The organism is Haloplanus aerogenes (assembly GCF_003856835.1).
GTDB lineage: Archaea > Halobacteriota > Halobacteria > Halobacteriales > Haloferacaceae > Haloplanus > Haloplanus aerogenes.
Genome location: NZ_CP034145.1, coordinates 1,259,737 through 1,278,421, shown reverse-complemented (window position 1 = coordinate 1,278,421; position 18,685 = coordinate 1,259,737). Strand labels below are relative to the sequence as shown.

Annotated in this window: 17 protein-coding genes; 9 read left to right on the top strand and 8 right to left on the bottom strand. The window is 67.5% G+C overall.

Annotation, left to right across the window (positions count from 1 at the left end; all coding sequences use genetic code 11):
* Positions 1-8: 8 nt before the first annotated feature.
* Entirely contained in the window at positions 9-1,073 is a 1,065-nt protein-coding gene (locus DU502_RS06435; protein WP_121920810.1) for a glycosyltransferase family 4 protein, read from the bottom strand.
* A 115-nt stretch (positions 1,074-1,188) separates the two neighbouring features.
* Between DU502_RS06435 and DU502_RS06430 the strand changes: the two genes are divergently transcribed.
* A complete protein-coding gene (locus DU502_RS06430; RefSeq protein WP_121920811.1) occupies positions 1,189-1,626 on the top strand; it encodes a universal stress protein in 438 nt (145 codons plus the stop codon).
* Here DU502_RS06430 and DU502_RS06425 read toward each other — a convergent pair.
* From DU502_RS06425 to DU502_RS06415, 3 genes are all read right to left on the bottom strand, one after another.
* Positions 1,623-2,249, bottom strand: coding sequence for a DUF420 domain-containing protein (locus DU502_RS06425; protein WP_121920812.1), 627 nt, complete (start codon positions 2,247-2,249; stop codon positions 1,623-1,625). The two genes, DU502_RS06430 and DU502_RS06425, sit on opposite strands and share 4 nt — an antisense overlap.
* A 63-nt stretch (positions 2,250-2,312) precedes the next feature.
* Complete coding sequence (locus DU502_RS06420; RefSeq protein ID WP_121920813.1) at positions 2,313-3,362, bottom strand: NAD(P)-dependent glycerol-1-phosphate dehydrogenase; 1,050 nt, start codon at positions 3,360-3,362, stop codon at positions 2,313-2,315.
* A 55-nt stretch (positions 3,363-3,417) separates the two neighbouring features.
* Positions 3,418-5,208, bottom strand: coding sequence for a hybrid sensor histidine kinase/response regulator (locus DU502_RS06415; RefSeq protein WP_121920814.1), 1,791 nt, complete (start codon positions 5,206-5,208; stop codon positions 3,418-3,420).
* Positions 5,209-5,348: 140 nt separating this feature from the next.
* Here DU502_RS06415 and aroA point away from each other — a divergent pair, with 140 nt between their 5' ends.
* The 8 genes from aroA (at position 5,349) to DU502_RS06375 (ending at position 15,510) form a co-directional block, all read left to right on the top strand.
* Complete coding sequence (aroA, locus tag DU502_RS06410; RefSeq protein ID WP_121921015.1) at positions 5,349-6,641, top strand: 3-phosphoshikimate 1-carboxyvinyltransferase; 1,293 nt, start codon at positions 5,349-5,351, stop codon at positions 6,639-6,641.
* Positions 6,631-7,839 carry a chorismate synthase gene (gene aroC / locus DU502_RS06405; RefSeq protein ID WP_121920815.1) on the top strand — a complete coding sequence of 403 codons (1,209 nt, stop codon included), beginning with the start codon at positions 6,631-6,633 and terminating at the stop codon, positions 7,837-7,839. Before aroA ends, aroC begins: the two co-directional genes overlap by 11 nt.
* 191 nt (positions 7,840-8,030) lie before the next feature.
* Positions 8,031-8,528 (top strand): DICT sensory domain-containing protein, encoded by a 498-nt coding sequence (locus tag DU502_RS06400; RefSeq protein WP_341776199.1) that lies wholly within the window; start codon positions 8,031-8,033, stop codon positions 8,526-8,528.
* Between the two features lie 183 nt (positions 8,529-8,711).
* Positions 8,712-10,598 carry a 2-oxoacid:acceptor oxidoreductase subunit alpha gene (locus DU502_RS06395; RefSeq protein ID WP_124897037.1) on the top strand — a complete coding sequence of 629 codons (1,887 nt, stop codon included), beginning with the start codon at positions 8,712-8,714 and terminating at the stop codon, positions 10,596-10,598.
* Positions 10,599-10,601: 3 nt separating this feature from the next.
* Positions 10,602-11,540 (top strand): thiamine pyrophosphate-dependent enzyme, encoded by a 939-nt coding sequence (locus tag DU502_RS06390; RefSeq protein ID WP_121920817.1) that lies wholly within the window; start codon positions 10,602-10,604, stop codon positions 11,538-11,540.
* A gap of 72 nt (positions 11,541-11,612) precedes the next feature.
* Entirely contained in the window at positions 11,613-12,041 is a 429-nt protein-coding gene (gene lrpA1, locus DU502_RS06385; RefSeq protein ID WP_121920818.1) for an HTH-type transcriptional regulator LrpA1, read from the top strand.
* Between the two features lie 42 nt (positions 12,042-12,083).
* Entirely contained in the window at positions 12,084-13,352 is a 1,269-nt protein-coding gene (gene dinB / locus DU502_RS06380) for a DNA polymerase IV (RefSeq protein WP_121920819.1), read from the top strand.
* A gap of 103 nt (positions 13,353-13,455) precedes the next feature.
* A complete protein-coding gene (locus tag DU502_RS06375) occupies positions 13,456-15,510 on the top strand; it encodes an ATP-binding protein (RefSeq protein WP_121920820.1) in 2,055 nt (684 codons plus the stop codon).
* On the opposite strand, the gene tpiA is transcribed toward DU502_RS06375, so the two are convergent.
* The 4 genes from tpiA to DU502_RS06355 all read right to left on the bottom strand — a co-directional run bounded on the left by tpiA (position 15,507) and on the right by DU502_RS06355 (position 18,640).
* Positions 15,507-16,151, bottom strand: coding sequence for a triose-phosphate isomerase (tpiA, locus tag DU502_RS06370; RefSeq protein ID WP_121920821.1), 645 nt, complete (start codon positions 16,149-16,151; stop codon positions 15,507-15,509). The genes DU502_RS06375 and tpiA overlap by 4 nt on opposite strands.
* Positions 16,152-16,187: 36 nt before the next feature.
* Entirely contained in the window at positions 16,188-17,303 is a 1,116-nt protein-coding gene (locus DU502_RS06365; RefSeq protein WP_121920822.1) for a carbon-nitrogen hydrolase family protein, read from the bottom strand.
* A 71-nt stretch (positions 17,304-17,374) separates the two neighbouring features.
* Entirely contained in the window at positions 17,375-17,908 is a 534-nt protein-coding gene (locus tag DU502_RS06360; RefSeq protein WP_121920823.1) for a multiprotein bridging factor aMBF1, read from the bottom strand.
* A gap of 123 nt (positions 17,909-18,031) precedes the next feature.
* Positions 18,032-18,640, bottom strand: a complete 609-nt coding sequence (locus tag DU502_RS06355) for a CDP-alcohol phosphatidyltransferase family protein (protein WP_121920824.1) — start codon at positions 18,638-18,640, stop codon at positions 18,032-18,034.
* Positions 18,641-18,685: the final 45 nt, after the last annotated feature.

The window sequence follows — 18,685 nt, the reverse complement described above, 5'->3', positions numbered from 1 at the left end:
CGAAAGCGTTAGAAAAAGCCGTAGTCGTCGATGGCGCGCTCGTAGCAGTCGACGTAGCGGTCGAGCACCGCGTCGTGGTCGTAGGGTGCGTACGCCTCGTTGACCGTCCACCGTTCCATCTCCGCGGCGTCGACGATTTCGTCCGCGAGTTCGCGGGGAGAGGTCACCAAGGCGCCGCGAGGTTCCTCCTCGACGAGTTCGTGCGCCGCCGAGTCGGCCTGATACTCGACGACGCCCACACAGCCACACGCGAGCGCCCGCAACAGGTTCGTCGCGAACGGCTCCCACGTGGCTGTCTGGGCGAAGACGTGGGCACCCTTGAGGATCGGCACCTGGTCGGCGGGATCGAGGGCCCCGAGGAACTCGACGCGGTCCGCGATGCGGAGGTCACGGGCGGTGCGCTCGGCGTCGGGGCGGGCCGGGCCGTCGCCGATGACCGCCGCCCGCCACTCCAGTTGCCGGAGTTCCGCCAGCGCGAGGAGGAACTCCTCGACGTTGGCGTGGTCGTCGAGCGGCCGGGCGTACACCACGTCGGCGCGTTGGTCGACGGACGCGCTTCGGATGGCCGCCATGTCGACGCTGTCGGGAACGACCTCGACATCGTCGGCGTCGGCGCCACACTCCCGGACCGCCGTCCCGACGGTACGGGAGGGGACGAGCACGCGACCCGGCGACCGGGCGGCCCAGCGGCGGTGCCACGACGTCGTCGTCTCGTCGTCGGGCTGGGCCCACCACTCGGCGACGACGGGGATGCGCCGAAGGCGGCCGGTGACGCGGGCGGCAGGCACCGCGAGGTGCGGGTTGGTGGCGACGTGGACGATGTCGGGACGGACGCTGTTGAGGACGAACGGGAGTTTGGCGACGAACGCCTGGGGTGCTGGCTCTGCCGTCACGCGGCGGTACGTGACGCCCTCGAAATCGAAGGCGGGGTGGTCGCCGTCCCACCACTGCGTACAGCAGATGGTCACGTCGTGACCACGGGCCACCAGTCGCTCGGCGACCGCTCGCATCCGGCGGGCGTACCAGTCGTCGCCGTCGTGGGCCGTCGTCAGCGACACGAACGCGACACGCACACGCACGACCACGCGACGGGGGGACAAAAAGTCCTTCCGTCGGTCGGTGGACCGGCGTTCTCGGATCCCGGGAACGGCCGTCGGATTTGTAGCGCAATCGATCGAACGGTCGCCCATGTACGACCGTATTCTGGTCCCGACCGACGGGAGCGATCCGGCGTCGACGGCGACGAACCACGCGCTGACGATCGCCGAGCGTTTCGACGCGACGGTCCACGCGCTGTACATCGTCGACGTCGACGGTATCGCGCACGAGGCGCCGGGGCTGACTCTCGACACCCTCCGTGACACACTCAGACAGGAGGGAAAGACGGCGACGGCGGCCGTCGCGGAACGCGGCGACGACCGCGGCGTCGACGTGACGACCGCGGTCGTCGAGGGGTTAGCCGAGGACATCATCGTCGACTACGCCGACGAGGAAGGAATCGATCTGATCGTGATGGGGACTCACGGCCGCCGGGGGATGGATCGCTATCTGGTCGGGAGCGTGACCGAACGAGTCGTCCGCCGAACCGACGTGCCGACGCTCGTCGTCCGCGGGGAGTGGGACTAGCTACGGAGCCCCGGCGCCGCGACGACGACGGCCGCCTCCACGAACTCCCAGCTGTAGACGTGATTGAGAAGGAGGTAAGTGACGACGCCGAGCGAAAGCGAGAGGATCCACGAACCGGCGGCGATGCGCCCGACGCGGGCGTGGGCGGTGTCACGGAGCTCCGCGGGCGTGTGCGTCGCGCCGAGGACGATGGCGTAGAGGACGACGGGGACGGAGACGATAGAGAGGATAATGTGGATGGCGAGCATCGCGAGATAGGCGTAGTAGACGAGTTGCGGGCCGACGAACTCCTTGGTGCCGCCGCCGCCGATTTTGGTCAGGTAGAGGACGAGGAAGACGAGGATGAGGCCGAACGCGGTCACCATGGCGGCGGCGTGCTTTTTCACCTCGTCGCGGCGAATCCACCGCCAGCCGGCGACGAGCGAGAGCGTCGCGAGCGTGTTGACGACGGCGATGGCGTCCGAGAGGCGGTTCACCTGCTGGAGCGAGAGGTCGGGGAAGATCGATCCCGGAACGACGCCGAGGAAGGTGCCGACGACGAGGGTGTACCCGACGACGGAGAGGACGAACGTGACGGCGGCGGGATGGTCCTTGACCGGGCCGCTGGCGCTGGCCGTTGCCATAGCGGAGGGTTGGACCGCACCGCCATGCGTCTTCCGTTTCGGAGCGGGACGACGGGGCCGGCGCTAGATCACGCCCGTCTTCGTCGCCGCCTCGCGCGCGGCCGCCTCGCTGATACCGTTGCCGAGGATGGTGTACCGGTCGCGGATGCGGTGGGCGGTCGTCAGCGCCTCGATTACCGTCTCGTCGTCGAAGCCGAGGTCAGCGGCGGTCGTCGGCGCGCCGATCACCGCCAGCGCGTCGCGGATGTTCCGCCACATGCCCTTCTCGCCCTCGTGGAGGTAGGCGACGAGGATGGCGCCGACGCCGACCTGGTGGCCGTGGAGCGCGCGGTCCGGGGCGATGCGGTCGAGGCGGTGGGAGAAGAGGTGTTCGGCGCCGCTGGCGGGGCGCGAGGAGCCCGCGATGGACATGGCGACGCCGGAGGAGACGAGCGCCTTCACGACCACCCACGCCGACTCCTCTAGCCCCTGCTTGATCGAGTCGGCGTTCTCGACCAGCATCTCGGCAGTCATGCGGGAGAGCGCGCCCGCGTACTCGGAGTATTCGACGTTCTGGAGCCGGTAGGCGAGTTTCCAGTCCTCGACGGCGGTGTAGTTGGAGACGATGTCGGCACAGCCAGCGGTGGTGAGTTCCCACGGCGCGGCCGCGACGACTTCGGTGTCGGCGACGACGGCGAGCGGCGGATCGGCCGCCACGCTGTGCCGGGTGTCGCCCTCGGGGATCGACGACCGGCCGCTGACGATGCCGTCGTGGCTGGCGGCGGTGGGGATGGAGACGAAGCCGAAGCCGAGGCGGTCGGCCGCCATCTTCGCCGTGTCGATGGGTTTGCCGCCGCCGAGACCGACCAGATACGTCGCCTCCTCGGCCTTCGCAGCCTCGACGACGCGCTCGACGGCGTCGAAGCCGGCTTTCTCGACGGTGACTGTCGCAGGGTTGCTCCCGAGCTGTGCGCGGACCCGGTCGCCGACGAGTCGGTTCGGCGTCGGACTCGTGACGACCAGCGGCCGCCCGGCCACGGAGAGGTCGTCGACGACGGCGCCGAGGTCCGAGAGAACGTCGTGGCCCACGACTACGTTCCGCGGGAGTTTGATCCACGTCGACTTGTCGAACATAGATTCCCTACTCGACCTGATCCTTTAGTAGCTGAGGGTCGACGCCGAAAAACGATCACCTCTCGTGAGCCATCGGGAACGAGAGGGTGACGGTGCTACCGTCGTCGTCGTCGTCGATGGTGATGTCCCCGCCGGAGAGACGCGCCACCCAGTAGACGAACAGCAGTCCCAGTCCGGAGCCGTGGTGGAGCGAGTCGATTTCGTGGTCGATCCGCAACGTGTTCCGCTCGAGCGCCGGGATACCGGGGCCGTCGTCCGACACGCGGACGAGTCCCCGAGCGTCGTCGGCGACGACGGCGATTCGGACCGTCGGCGTCTCGCTGTCGGCGTACGCGACGGCGTTATCGACGAGTTCCTCGACGGCGGCCGAGATGTCGGGGATGGCGACGACGACGACCGAGTCCACCCGCTCGAGGTCGATGTCGGCGTTCGGGTGCCGCTCGCGGAGGTCGCCGAGGAGCCGTCGGACCACCGTCTCGAGGTCGACCGACACGGGGTCGGGCGGCGTCGTGAGGATTTCGACGATTCGTCGCTCGCGGTTGGCCTGTTCGAGGAGGTGCTCCGCGTAGCGCTCGATGCGACGCAAGCCCTCGTCGACGTCGTCGATCTTCCCCGCCAGCGCGTCCTCGGCGGTGCCCTGAATGACGTTCACGTCGTTTCGGATGTTGTGTCTGAGCCACTGTTCGAGCGCCTGTAGCTGCCGCTTGCGCTCCTTTCGCTCGGTGACGTCACGGCCGATGCCGGCGACGCGGGGTTCGCCGTCGTCTTCCGCCTCGGTCAATCGCCGAGCGCGAAACTCGTACGGGAGTCGGAGGCAGCGCTCGGTGACGAGCGTCGCCTCGGTCACGTCGGCTCCCTCCTCGATAGCGGTCTCGATGGACACCAGCAGTCGCGGCGCGTCGGCCTCGGAGACGAGCGTCGAGACGTTCATCGACGCCAGTTCGTCGTCGTCGTAGCCGGTGACCTCGGTCAGCGCCTCGTTCCACCGCAGGAGGTCACCGTCAGCGTCGACGACGTAGAACACGTCCTGAAGCGCATCGAGCGCCCCGTCGACGAACCGGCGTTCGTTCCGGAGTTCTTCTTGCGCCTCGCGGAGCGGCGTGACGTCGACGATGATGGCCTGTCCGATATCCGCCCCGAGGAAACTGCCGATTGCGGTCGCTACCTGTACGAAGCGAACCGTGCCGTCCGCTCGCCGAAGCCGTAGCTGGGTCGGGCCGACGGACACCTTCCGTCCGATGACCGACTCCATCTCCCGTCGTGCGGTGTCGTGGTCGTCGGGGTGGATGAATTCGAATATCTGTCGGCCGATTAAGTCGCCGCGCCCGTCCAGTCCCAGCAAGTCGAGGGTGGCGTCGTTACACCAGATCGACTCGCCGGTCTCGTCGAACAGGTTGACCGCGACGGGCGATATCTGGATGAGGTGGCGGTACCGCCGCTGGTGTTCCGCGTCGCTCCACGTCCCCTGTCGGTCGAAGGCGTTTTCGAGTCGCTCGAGGACCGTCAGCGCGTCGGCGTCGGCAGAGACGTAGCCGCTCACCCCCGCGTCGACTGCCTCGCTGGCGATGGTCTCCGAACCGGCCGCGGGTACGAGGAGGAAGGGGAGGGCAGGGTGGGTGACCCGAACCGACCGGAGGAGGCGCACGCCGTCGAGGTCCGGGAGGTCGTAGCCGCTCACGATGCCGTCGAGATTTCCATCGGCGACGAGACCGAGACAGTCGCCCGCCGAATCGACCGTCGTGACGGCGTAGCCAGCGTCGAGGAACGTGGGCGCGAATCGCTCTTCGAGCCGATCCCCCCCGTCGACGAGACCGATACGAGGTGTCTCGGGGTCAGATGGAGCCACAAATCGTGTTGACGCGTGCTACTTACCTAACCTTTTGGCAGTGGGGAGTGACGAGCGAACCGAGTCCCGACGAGTCGACGGCCGGGGACGGAGCCGCCGGGTTCGGTACGCTGATACGGCGGCCGTCCGACGGGTCGCCCATGGACGTGGATATCAGCCGATCGCGGGTCGGGGGGCGAGCGCGCGCGCCGCCGTCGAAGAGCTACACCCACCGGGCGATTCTCGCCGCGGGGTACAGCGACGGCGCCGTCGTCGCCGATCCGCTCGTGAGCGCGGACACGCGGGCGACGATGCGGGCCGTCGAGGCCTTCGGCGGACACGTCGACCGGGACGAGCGCCGCCTCGACGTCGCCGGGTTCGACGGCCGACCCGGCGTCCCCGACGACGTGATCGACTGCGCGAACAGCGGGACGACCACGCGCATCGTAACCGCCTGCGCGGCGCTCGCGGACGGACTGACGGTGTTGACGGGTGACGACTCGCTCCGGTCGCGGCCACAGGGACCGTTACTGGATGCGATTCAGCAACTCGACGGACGGGCAGAGAGCACGCGCGGCAACGGACAGGCGCCGCTGGTGATCGGTGGCCACGTCGACGGCGGCGCGGTGTCGATTCCCGGCGACGTGTCCTCTCAGTACATCACCGCCCTGTTGATGGCGGGTGCGGTGACCGACGAGGGGATCGACATCGACCTCGAAACCGAACTGAAGTCGGCACCGTACGTCGACATCACGCTGGAAGTGCTCGACGCGTTCGGCGTCGACGCCGCGGAGACGAGTGACGGCTACCGTGTCCCGGGCGGCCAGTCCTACGGCCGCGACGAGGCCTATCCCGTCCCCGGCGACTTCTCGTCGATGTCGTATCTCCTCGCCGCGGGCGCGGTCGCCGGCGACGACGACGGCGTCGTCGTCGAGGGCGCGTATCCGAGCGCGCAGGGCGACAGCGCCATCGTCGACGTGCTAGAGCGGATGGGCGCAGACATCGCGTGGGACCGCGACGCGGGCGAGATCACGGTCCGCCGGAGCGCCCTCTCGGGCGTCGAGGTGGACGTGGGCGACACCCCCGATCTGTTGCCGACCATCGCGGTACTGGGGGCCGTCGCGGACGGCGACACCCGGATCGTCAACTGCGAACACGTCCGGTACAAGGAGACCGATCGGGTGCGCGCGATGGCGACGGAACTGGAGAAACTGGGCGGCGCGGTCACGGAGGAAGAAGACGTGTTGACGATCCACGGCGGCGAGAGCGACCTTCGGGGGGCGGCGGTCGCGGGCCACGACGACCACCGGATCGTCATGTCGCTCGCCGTCGCTGGCCTCGTCGCGGAGGGAACGACCACCATCGAGGGTGCCGATCACGTCGACGTGTCCTTCCCGGGGTTCTTCGACGTGCTTTATGACCTCGGGGTCGAACTGGACGAGCATGAACGGTAACCGATTCGGTCGTCTGTTCCAGGTGACGACCTACGGCGAGAGCCACGGCGACGCGATGGGCGTCGTCGTCTCGGGCTGTCCGGCCGGTCTCGAACTGGAAGAGGCGGATATCCAGCGCGACCTCGACCGGCGCAAGCCGGGACAGTCGATGATCACGACCAGCCGCGGCGAACCCGACGAGGTGCGCATCCACAGCGGCCTGCAGGACGGCTACACTACGGGCACGCCGCTGGGGATGGTCATCCAGAACAAGGACGCCCGCTCGGGCAAGTACGAACCCTTCGTCACCGCCCCGCGACCCAGCCACGGTGACTTCACCTACTCCGCGAAGTTCGGCACGCGCAACTGGGGTGGGGGCGGACGCTCCTCGGCCCGGGAGACGGTGAACTGGGTCGCCGCGGGCGCGGTGGCGAAGAAGATCCTGAACGAGAACGGGGTCGAACTCAAGGCCCACGTCAACCAGATCGGCGACATCGAGGCGCCCGAGGTGAGCTTCGAGGAGATGCTGGAACACAGCGAGGACAACGAGGTTCGGTGTGGGCATCCCGAAACGGCCGAAGAGATGCGCGACCGGATCGACGAGTACCAGCAGGAAGGCGACTCCATCGGCGGCGCCATCGAGTTCGAGGCGCGGGGCGTCCCCCGCGGCCTCGGCGCTCCCCGCTTCGATTCGGTGTCCGCGCGACTCGGACAGGCCATGATGTCGGTGCCGGCGGCGACGGCGTTCGAGTTCGGCCTCGGACGCGAGGCGCGCCGCTACACGGGATCGGAGCGCAACGAGGACTGGACGTTCGACGAGAGCGAGGCACAGGGTGCCTCGGAAGACGCGAGCGGCGACGAGCCGCGAGCGCGAGGCGACCCCATCCCCGTCGGCAACGACCACGGTGGGATTCAGGGCGGGATCACGACCGGCCAGCCGATCCGTGGCGAGGTGACGCTCCACGCGCCCACGTCGATCCCCAAGACGCAGACGACGGTGGACTGGGAAACTGGAGAAGAAAAGGAGATTCAGGTCGTCGGTCGTCACGATCCCGTTCTCCCGCCGCGGGGCGTGCCGGTCGTCGAGTCGATGCTCGCGCTGACGCTCGTGGACTTCATGCTCCTCGGTGGGCGGATCAATCCCGACCGGATGGACGACCAGCCGGGCGAGTACGAGACCGACTACCACCCGCGGAGCCCGGAGAACGTCGACTCGTAGATCCCCTCTCAGGATTGATAGCTTGTCCCGGGGATATATTCCGGTGCAGTCCTCCAGTTGTTTCAGATGGCCGCCGACGCTAGCCCATCCAGTCTCCGGGATTTCTTCGACGACGTGAGCGGCGGGGCGGTCTCACTCGTCACGATCAATCGCGCGCAGCCGAGGCCGGTACAGGAGTTACTCGCTGACGCATTCAGCACGCAGTCGATCGATCTGGTCGAACGGTCGTTACCCCGAGAGGACGACGATCTCGTCGCGTTGCGCAAGGATGGCGAGGTCAGCGCCATCTCGTCGTTGACCGAGGTGATGCGATCGTTCCTGCTGGTGAACACATCGAGCGGCTCGCGTACGAGACGGGCGAGGGACGACTGCGGTCGACGTTCCAGCGGCTCTCGCGGCTCGAAGACGAGTTCGGCACCCGGACGGTGTACGAACGGCTCGCGGGATGGACGATCGACGTGCACGTCTACGGCGTGCCCGACAGCAACCCGGAGAAACTGGACGTGACAGTCCATCGCGGCACCAGCGACGAATACCGAAGCTCGTGGTGTGTGGTGTTTCAGCCGCCCGACGACGGCGGCGCAGCACTACTCGCCAATCAGCAGGAGCCGAACCGGTGGCGAGGATTTTGGACGTACGACCCCGAGACGGTCACCCAAGTCGACGGCTATCTCGACCGGTCGTTCTGAGCGCGGTGTGTGCGACCGACTCGTTCCGCCCAGAACGGGGCACAAACCGGCACAGTATCGAACCGCTAGACCGCCGAAATCGGCGGTCTTACATCATTTTTGCTTGGTAACGTATAGCAAAGGCTTTAGTCGAACCGTGGTCAACCGTCTCGGTAGTGGCCCGCGGAGGGCCGTGATGTAAATATGACTGACCACGAGCTCATGTGGCGAATCGCTGGTGGCTCCGGCGACGGCATCGCGTCGACCAGCCAGAACTTCGCCAAGGCCCTGATGCGAGCGGGCCTACACGTCTTTACGCATCGACACTATCCGTCGCGGATTCGCGGCGGTCATACGTACACCGAGGTACGTGCCGACACGGAACCCGTACGCTCCCGAGGTGACGGGTTCAACTGTCTACTCGCGCTTGGCGACTCCTTCGCACGCAACCCGAAAGAAGGCGCCTACTACGGCGACGAGGAAGTGAAGCCGCTGTCGGAGAACCTCGACGAACTCAACGAAGGCGGTGTCATCGTCTACGACACCGGCCTGCTGGACGCCGACGACATTCCCGACTTCGAGGAACGGGCCGAGGAGAACGACTGGCACGTCTACCCGATCAACCTGCGAGAGATCGCCCGCGAACACGGACGGGAAGTGATGCGGAACACGGCCGGCGTCGGCGCGACGGCCGCGTTGCTGGGGATCGACCTCGCGTACTTCGAGGAACTGATGGCCGAGTCGATGCCCGAGGACATCCTCGAACCCAACAAGGAAATCCTCCACTACACCCACGACATGGTGAAAGAGGAGTTCGAGTTCACCCACGACCTCCGAGTGCCGGAGGGAAGCCACGACGAGGAACAGGTGCTCCTCTCGGGCAGCGACACCATCGCCTACGGCGCCATCGACGAGGGCTGTCGATTCATCGCCGGCTACCCGATGACGCCGTGGACCGAGGTGTTCACCATCATGTCCCAGGCGCTGCCGCAGCTGGGCGGCATCTCCGAACAGGTCGAAGACGAGATTGCGGCGGCCGCGCTCGCGCTCGGCGCCTCCCACGCCGGCGTCAAGTCGATGTCGGGCTCGTCCGGCGGCGGGTTCGCGCTCATGTCCGAACCGCTCGGCCTCGCGGAGATGTCCGAGACGCCGGTCGTCCTCGTCGAAGCGATGCGCGCCGGTCCCTCGATGGGCCTGCCGACCAAGCCCGAACAGGCCGACCTCGAACACGTCCTCTACACGAGTCAGGGTGACTCGAACCGGGTCGTGCTGGCACCGGGGACGGTCGCCGAGGCGTACGAACAGTCCCGCCTCGCCTTCCAGCTCGCCTACGGCTACAACATCCCGGCGATCCTGCTGTACGACCAGAAGATCGGCGGCGAACTGATGAACGTGCCCGCGAGTCACTTCGACCGCGAGCCCAACCCCGATCTGGGCGCGGTGACGACCGAGGAAGAACTCGAAGACGCCCCCCACGGTCCGGGCGGGAAGTTCCACCGCTACCGCTACGACGCCGAAGACGGCGTCAGCCCGCGGGCAATCCCCGGCCAGAAGGGCGGGCACTTCCTCGTAACCGGCAATGAACACAACCCGGCCGGCCACATCGACGAAGATCCGACGAACCGCGTCACGCAAGTGGAGCGTCGGGCGTCGAAACTCGACGCTATCCGCGAGTTCCTCGACGACAAATCCACCCAGACGTACATGGGCCCCGACGAGGCCCAGTACGGCCTCATCACCTTCGGGAGTCAGCAGGGCACGGTCGCCGAGGCGGTCGACCGCCTCAACGACGCCGGCCACTCGGTGAAAGGCATCGGCGTCAGCGACATGATGCCGTACCCGGTCGAGGAGATGACCGAGTTCTTGGAGAGCGTCGACGAGGCGCTGGTGGTCGAGATGAACTCCTCGGGGCAGTTCCGCGGCCTCACGCAGAAGGAACTCGGCCGGTTCGGCGACAAACTGTCGAGCCTCCTGAAGTACAACGGCGAACCGTTCGAACCCGCCGAAATCGTCACCGGGTTCGAGGCGAGCATCGAGGGGCAGGACGTCCCCGACCAGCAGACGACCTACGTCCCCGCGGCAGGTGACTAACCAATGAGTGCATTCTCAGCCATCGGCGAAGACCGAGAGATCGACCGCGAAGAGTTCACGCCCACGCTGGAGCCACAGGCGACGTGGTGTCCGGGCTGTGGCGACTTCGGCGTCCTGAAGGCGCTGAAACAGGCGATGCCGGAAATCGGCCGCAACCCCGACGAGGTGTTGCTGGTCACCGGTATCGGCTGTTCGGGCAAGCTGAACAGCTACTTCGAGTGTTACGGCTACCACTCGATCCACGGCCGGTCGCTCCCCATCGCGCGCGCGGCCAAACTCGCCAATCCCGAACTGGAGGTCATCGCGGCCGGCGGCGACGGTGACGGCTACGGCATCGGCGGGAACCACTTCATGCACACCGCCCGCGAGAACCACGACATGACCTACATCGTCTTCGACAACGAAATCTTCGGCCTGACGAAAGGGCAGACCTCGCCCACGTCGCCGAAGGGCCACAAGTCGAAGACCCAGCCCCACGGGAGCGCCAAAGACCCCATCCGCCCGCTCTCGCTGGCGCTCACCTCCGGCGCCTCCTACGTCGCGCGGACGGCGGCGGTCAACCCCAATCAGGCCAAGGAAATCCTCGTCGAGGCGATGCAACACGACGGCTTCGCCCACATCGACTTCCTCACCCAGTGTCCGACCTGGAACAAGGACGCGCGGCAGTACGTCCCCTACATCGACGTGAACGAGTCGGACGACTACGACTTCGACCCGACGAACAAGGACGAGGCAGCCGCGATGGCGACCGAGGCCGAGCAGTCGCTCTACGAGGGCGAAGTCCTGACGGGCCGGTTCTACGTCGACAGCGACCGGCTGTCCTACTCCGAGGAGAAGCAGGCCATCGGCGAGATGCCCGAGGAACCGCTCGCGGAGCGCTACTTCGACGAGGACTACGAGTGGGAGCGGGCCCACGACATGTTCCTCGACCGTCACAAGTAGACGCCGAAGCGGGACCACGAATCGATTTTCGTCTTCGCAACATATTTTTTCCGTGGACCGAAACGGAAGTGTATGGGTACGCTCGATACGGAACGTCGAATTCTCTCCGTCCTCGAAGAGGACGCCCAAGCGTCCTACGGAGAGATTGCCGATCGTGCCGGGGTGTCGAAGCCGACGGTTCGAAAGTACATTCAGCAGATGGAGGAGGACGGCGTCATCGTCGGCTACTCGGCGGAGGTCGATCCCAAGAAGCTCTCCGGGCAGTCTATCGCTATCGTCGGCATCGAAGTCGAGAGCGAGCGCTACGTCGAGGTCACCCGCGCGCTCAAGGGGATGGACGCGGTCGAAGCCCTCTACACCTCCTCCGGCGACCACATGCTGATGGCCGAAGTCCGCGCCCGCGACGGCGACGCCCTCGGCGACGTGATCAACGACACCATCCTCGACATCGACGGCGTGACGGCGACACACCCCTCCTTCCTGCAGGAACGGCTGAAGTAGCAGTAGCGGAATATTGAGGGTCGTCGGCACCCGAGACGTGGCATGGTCGGCGGCGAAGGCGAGCGACTCCCCGGCGCAGGGGTAGACGACGCGGACGAGGACGACCGCATCGTCTGCCACGTCGATATGGACTGTTTCTACGCCTCCTGTGAGCGCCTGCGCGAACCCGACCTCCACGGCGAACCGGTAGTGGTGGGGATGGGCTACGAATCGGGCGAACCCCACGGCGCCGTCGCCACGGCGAGTTACGAGGCGCGCGCGTACGGCGTCGAGAGCGCCCAGCCCATCTCGCAGGCGCTCGACCGTCTGCCCCGGAAAGACGTCGCCCGCGACGACCCCGACCTCGATCCCGCGGACGCAGCCCACTACCGGCCCGTCGATCTGGAGTACTACCGCGAGATAGCGAGCGCGATCAAGGACATCCTCCACGAGTGCGCCGACCGGGTGCGCGAGGTGAGCGTCGACGAGGCGTATCTCGACGTGACCGAGCGGACGGGGTGGACCGTCGTGAACGGCCGACCCCTCGCGGAGGGCTACGCCAGACACATCAAGGACCGGATCGCGCGCGAGGTGGGCGTCCCCGCGAGCGTCGGCGTCGCGCCCACCATGAGCGCCGCGAAGGTGGCGAGCGACCACGACAAGCCCGACGGGCTAGTCGTCGTCGAACCCGGCGACGTGCGCGACTTTTTCGATCCCCTGCCGGTCGAGGCGGTTCACGGCGTCGGTCCGGTGACGGCACGGAAACTGGGCGAGATGGGGATCGAGACGGCGGGCGACCTCGCCGCCGCCGAGTCCGGCGCGATCCGGGAGCGGTTCGGGGAGCGCGGGCGGACGCTCTACGATCGGGCCCGCGGCCACGACGACCGCGAGGTCCGGCCGACTGGCCGACCCAAGAGCCTCTCGCGGGAGTCGGCGTTCACCGAGGCGACGGCCGACCCCGAGCGTCAGCGCGAGACGGTCGACGGGCTGGCAGCGGACGTGGCCGAGCGAGCCGAGGGGAAAGACGCCCTCTATCGCACTATCGGGATCAAGGCCGTGACGCCGCCGTACGACGTGAACACGCGCGAACGGTCGCTCCCCGGCCCCGTGGCCGACGCCGACCTGGTCCGGGAGGTGGCGCTCGACCTCCTCGCGGAGTTCGAGGGAGATCCGATCCGCAAACTCGGGGTTCGGGTGTCGAACCTCCAGTTCGAGGCGGCGGCGCAGGCGCGGCTGGATGGGTGGGGCAGTAGCGAGACGGGGACGGCGACCGACGACGACACCTCCCGGCCGTCGTCCTCGGACGGCCAGTCGTCGCTGACCGATTTCTAGGGATTATCGTAACTGTTCATAGATGACTTCCGATGAACCCTATCGATCCGTAGGACGCCCGTCTGACGCGGAACTATGGGGGCCGGGACACTCTCACAGACCAATGACGGACACGGAGACGGAAACCATCACGGTCGCGGACGTGAGCGAGGGTCCCGGCGGCGACGCCGACGCCGATCCGGGGACGCCGGTCGACCTTCCGGTCGTCGAACTGCTCACCGGTCGCGGGTTCGTCACGGGGAAGTCCGGATCGGGCAAGTCGAACACCGCGTCGGTACTCGTGGAGAACCTGCTGGAGAACAACTTTCCCGTTCTCGTGGTCGACACGGACGGGGAGTATTACGGCCTGAAAGAGGAGTTCGAACTCCTGCACGCGGGCGCGGACGACGAGTGTGACATTCAGGTCAGCCCGGAACACGCCGAGAAAATCGCGTCGCTGGCGCTGGAGGGTAACGTGCCGATCATCCTCGACGTGTCGGGCTATCTCGACGAGGACGAGGCGAAGGAACTCCTGCTGTCGGTCGCCCGCCACCTGTTCGCCAAGGAGAAGAAACTGAAAAAGCCCTTCCTGATGCTCGTCGAGGAAGTTCACGAGTACATCCCCGAGGGCGGCGGCCTCGACGAGACGGGGAAGATGCTGATCAAGATCGGCAAGCGGGGCCGGAAACACGGTCTCGGGATCGTCGGCATCAGTCAGCGACCGGCGGACGTGAAGAAGGACTTCATCACGCAGTGTGACTGGCTGGTGTGGCACCGCCTGACGTGGAACAACGACACGAACGTCGTGAGTCGGATCATCGACGCCGAACACGCCAACGCCGTCGAGGATCTGGGCGACGGCGAAGCCTTCCTTATGACCGACTGGAGCGAGTCGGTGCGGCGGGTGCAGTTCCACCGCAAACGCACCTTCGACGCGGGGGCGACGCCGGGGCTCGACGACTTCGAGCGTCCGGAACTCAAGTCGATCAGTGACGACCTGGTCTCCGACCTCCGCGAGATCAGCGACGAACAGGAGCGTCGGGAGAGCGAACTCGCGGACCTCCGTCAGGAGTTGGACAAGAAAGAGCAACGCATCCGCGAACTCGAAGCCGAGTTGGAGGAGGCCCGCGACCTCTCGCGGATGGCCGACCGGTTCGCGCAGGCGATGCTCCAGAAGGCCGAGGCGCCGTACCGCGGCGGCGGGGGTCGCAACCTCGCCCGCGCGGGAACCGTCGCGGACGATCAGGCCGAACTGCACGAGTACGAGCGGGAGCGGACGGAGCAGCGCGGGGACGAGGACGCGGACGCGACGACCGAGTCGGACGGGAACGACCCCGCAGACGCGAACGCGGAAGCGGTGACGGACGCCGATCACGACCGCCCCGAAATCGAACCGAACGACTGGCCGACGCCCGATACTGTGGCGAGCGCGGAGGGCGCGGACGCCGACGAGGACGCCAGCGCAGACGACATCACGGACACCGACGCCAGCGCCCCGTCGGCGGACGAACAGACCGACGTGACATTCGGGGACGACACGGCGCCCGAAGCGGACGACGACGCCGATCCCACGGCTGACACCGACACGCCCACCTCGACCCGCACGTCCAGCGCGGCCCCCGGAACCCGCGAGGCGGTCGTGGCCCGACTCCGAGGGCAGATTCGCGACCTGCCGGCTCTCTCCCAGCAGATGCTCGCCCACTACCGGATCGAGCGGGAGGCCGATCCGGTCGACGCGCACGTCGCCGCCGGCGGGACGCCCGACCAACCGATGGCGTACGGGCGGAACCGGCCCCTTCGGACGGGTGGGTTCGTCGAACACGTCGAGGAGGACCGCTACCGGTACGCGCTCCCGGATCGCGTCGCGGAGGCGTTCGACGGACATCTCGACGACGAGACACTGGACGAAGTCGTCCGGGAGGTAGAGGAGGCGTTCGTCGACGGGGAGACGCTCGCCGCCGAGGCGAAGGACGTGCGCGTACCCGACGAACGCGACGAGGTGGAAGTCGTCGACGACGACGTGGCTGGCGACGACGGGTTCGTCGACGAGGACGCCGTCTTCGTCGAGGGCGGGGGCGAGACGCCCGCCTCGGCGGATCACGCGACGCGACAGCAGATGGCGTCGGGGAGCGGCGAGGGTGACGACCCGAACTCGCGAACCGACGCGGAGATTCTCTAAACGCCAGACACCAGATCTTCTAACGCCGCCCGCGGATCGTCGGCTTTGGCGACCCCGCTCGCGAGCAACACCCCTTCGGCGCCGAGGTCGGCGGCCGCGGCGAGGTCTTCACCGGTCGAGACGCCGGCACCGCAGTACACGTCCACGTCGGGGTCGACGGCGCTGGCGGCGGCGACGGCGCCCTCGACGATGCCGGGGTCGGCAGTGCTGACGGACACGTCGCCGCCGATGAGTTCGGGGGGTTCGACCGCGACGGCGTCGGGGCCGAGGGCGGCCGCCGCGCCGACCTGATCGGGGTTGTTGGCGCAGACGACCGTCTCCAGACCGGCGCGGTCGGCGGCGTCGAGGGCGCCGTCGATGTCCGCGAGTTTCAGGCGGTGTTCGGAGTGGTTGAGCAGGGTTCCCTCGGCGCCGGCATCCGCGACGGCTTCGGCGAGCGTGTGGCCGGTGTGGCTGCCGTGGGCGACCGGCGCGACGTGCTGCGCCCACGTCTCGACGCCGGTGGCGGCGACGCGGTCGAGGTGGGCGGCCTGCGGGGCGACGGCGATGCGGACGCCACTCGCGTCGGCTACGTCGCGGGCCGCCTCGGCGACTTCGACCGGATCACACGGATACGCCTTCAGGTTGACGAGAACGAACATACCGGGGCAAGCGTGGGGTGAGGTGAAAAAACGTGGTTATTCGGCGTCCGCGATGGCGTCCGCGACGGCCTCGACGGTCTCCACATCGACATCGTACTCCTCGGCGAGGGACTGGGCGGCGGCGGGAGAGAGGGACGGAGCGGAAGCGGCGTCGTCGCCGTGGTGGTCGTGAATCGGGTCGAGACGCCCGTCGTTCACCTCCAGATTCACCGCGTCCCAGCGACTGTAGTGCCCCATGGCGTCGAAGTAGGCCTTGGTCGCCCGACGCTCGTCGCGGTCGAATTCGGCAGTCAGGAGTGTCTCCTCGCCGATGACGGGACCGGCTTTCACGATGCCCGCGGGGTTGACGAGCATGCTTCCACCGTTCCCGACACCGAAACCGATTTCGCCCTCCTCGAAGCCGTCGGGGACGCCCTCGTTCATGTAGGCGGAACACGAGACGACGAAGGACTGCGTCTCGAAGGCGTACTCGCGGACGGCGGGGTAGATGTCACAGGTGTCGCGGGCCGCGGCCGAGTCGGCACGGGTCTTGTCGCCGGGGTGGCCGTGCTGTTCCCAGAACCCCGGCCAGACGGCGGCGTGAATCTCCTCACCCTGCGCACAGAGCGCCGCCTTCGAGAGTGTCATGTGGTTCTCGTAGCAGATGAGGCCACCGAGTCGACCAACGTCGGTGTCGTGTACGGCGAGGCTCTCGGGGTCGCCACGGCCCCAGATGGCACGCTCGTCGTGGGTGGGCATGAGTTTCCGGTGCCGGCGCACGAGCGACCCCGAGCGGTCGAAGAAAAAGAGCGAGTTGTAGAGCGTCTCGCTTCCCGGGCGGTCGTCGACTTCGTTCGTGCCGAGGACGAGATGGAGGTCGGCGTCGGCGACGGCCTCGCCGATAGTCGCCACGGCGTCGTCGTCGACGTGGAGGCTGTTCGCCCCGAGGTCGACCATCAGGTCGGTCCACCGAGCGATGGAGGTGCTCCGTCGCCAGTAGGGGTAGCCGGGGAAGTACGTCTCGGGGAAGACGAGGATATCGACGCCACGGTCGCCGGCGCGTTCGATCCACCGGCAGGTCTTGTCGAGGGTCGCCTCGGCGTCGTGGTAGACGGGTTCGATCTGAGCGGCACCGAGCGTGAACGACTCGGCTACGTCACGGTCACGAGCCATGGCCGGGCCGTTCGCAGGCCGAGCCCATGTAGCTGTCGAGCGTGCGAGGCGAGAAAGGAGACGGCGAGCGATCAGTCCTTGCGCTTGACCACGTCGCCGAGCGTCGTCGTCGTCGAGGAGCCACCGGACCACTCGGCGTCCTCGTCGCCCGCACCCTCGGACAGCGAGATGTCGAGTTTGCGTTCGAGTTTCGTCTGTACCTCGTCGCTCGGGAGGACGTCACCACGTTCGAGTTTGCGGATGAGACTCGCCTTCTCGTTGAGTTCCTGTGCGAGCTCCTCCTGGGTCAGGCCGCGGTCCTCGCGGGCCGTGCGGATACGGTCGTCGTAGTCGGTCGCGATTTCTTCCATGTCGTCGAACATGTCGCGCCGGCGGCGCGAACTGCCGCCACCGCTCGACGACCCGCCGGACGACGAACTCGACCCGCCACTCGACGAGGACGAAGACGACGAGGTGGAGTATTTCGTCGAGGACGAACTGCTCGACTCGGTGCGGACCTCGGTCCCGAAGTCCGAACACTCGTCGCAGAGTTCCAGTTCGGCCCCTTCGACTTTCGTCGTGGTGAGCGACGAACTCTCGGCTCCACACATTTCACACTGGGGCATACTCCTCCGTAGCGGACGGCGGGGGATAAAAGGTGCGCCCCTCATCCAGCCCGTTGTAGCTGTGTCCCGGCCGTCGCCGACCTCGGGGTGGCGACGGCCGGAAACGACCGACAACGGCCCGCCTCACGTCAGATCGGACCACGCGCCCCAGAACCGCTGGAGCGCGGTGAAGTGCCCGATAATGGCGAAGAAGACGAGGAGGTAGCCGACGACGGTGAGCGAGAGCGGGCCGACCGGCCCGCCCACGACGGCGGCGACGACGGCGACGACGCCGATGAGGGCGAGGCGGTCCGCGCGGCCGACGAGGCCGCCGTACTCGCGGCCGAGGCCGACCGCCTGAATCTGCGTCCCGAGGTAGGACGTCATCAGGACGCCGGTGACAGCGAGGAGGCCGAGGTCGTACCGACCGGTGCCGGCGGCCAACCCGACGACGAGGACGATATCGGCGTAGCGATCCAGCACGTGATCCAGCAGGTCGCCGCCACGGGAGTCGACGTTCTGGGTGCGCGCGAGGGCGCCGTCGAGCAGATCCAGCCAGCCGTTCGCGAGGACACAGAGCGCGCCGAGGACGTAGCCGAGCGGCGTGGCGAGGTAGAATCCAACGCCGGCGGCGACGGCGAACCCGAAGGCGACCACGCTGACGCCGTCTGGCGTGAGGCCGATCCGATCGGCCGCGGCGACCATCGGATCGAGGACGAGTTCGGCCACGGGGCGGAGGCGATCCAGCGTCATACTGGTGATTGTAACTGTTTCCCGGTTGTTCGCCGGCACGGTACG